The sequence below is a fragment of the Paractinoplanes toevensis genome (genome assembly GCF_018332695.1).
Lineage (GTDB): Bacteria > Actinomycetota > Actinomycetes > Mycobacteriales > Micromonosporaceae > Actinoplanes > Actinoplanes toevensis.
Map to the genome: position 1 here is coordinate 1 of NZ_BOQN01000222.1, position 632 is coordinate 632.

Here is a 632-nt window from a genome sequence, read left to right on the forward strand (position 1 = left end):
GTGTGCGCCAGCGACGGCTCGGCCACCTGGATCGGCTGGAGCCGGCGTTCCAGCGCCTTGTCCTTCTCGATGAACTTCCGGTACTCGTCGAGGGTCGTCGCCCCGATCAGTTGCAGCTCCCCCCGGGCCAGCATCGGCTTGAGGATCGAGGCCGCGTCGATCGCGCCCTCGGCCGCGCCCGCACCGACCAGGGTGTGCACCTCGTCGACGAACAGGATGATGTCGCCGCGGGTGGCGACCTCCTTGAGCACCTTCTTGAGACGCTCCTCGAAGTCACCGCGATAGCGGGAGCCGGCCACCATCGAGCCCATGTCCAGCGTGTAGAGCTGCTTGTCCTTGAGCGTCTCGGGCACCTCGCCCTTGACGATCGCCTGCGCCAGTCCCTCCACCGCGGCGGTCTTGCCGACGCCCGGCTCGCCGGTCAGCACCGGGTTGTTCTTCATCCGGCGGGACAGCACCTGCATGACCCGCTCGATTTCCTTCTCCCGGCCGATGACCGGGTCGAGCTTGCCGTCCCGCGCGGCCTGCGTCAGGTTCGTACCGAATTGATCGAGTACGGCGGAGGTCGGCGGCGCGGCCGGTTCGCCCGGTGCTACCGGCTCCTTGCCCTCGTAGCCGGAGAGCAGCTGGAT

1 protein-coding gene is annotated in these 632 nt (G+C 68.4%); it reads right to left on the reverse strand.

Annotated features, from left to right (window positions below; translation table 11 throughout):
- Window positions 1-632: AAA family ATPase (locus tag Ato02nite_RS50730; RefSeq protein ID WP_213013933.1), on the reverse strand; the 632-nt coding region annotated here is incomplete at both ends.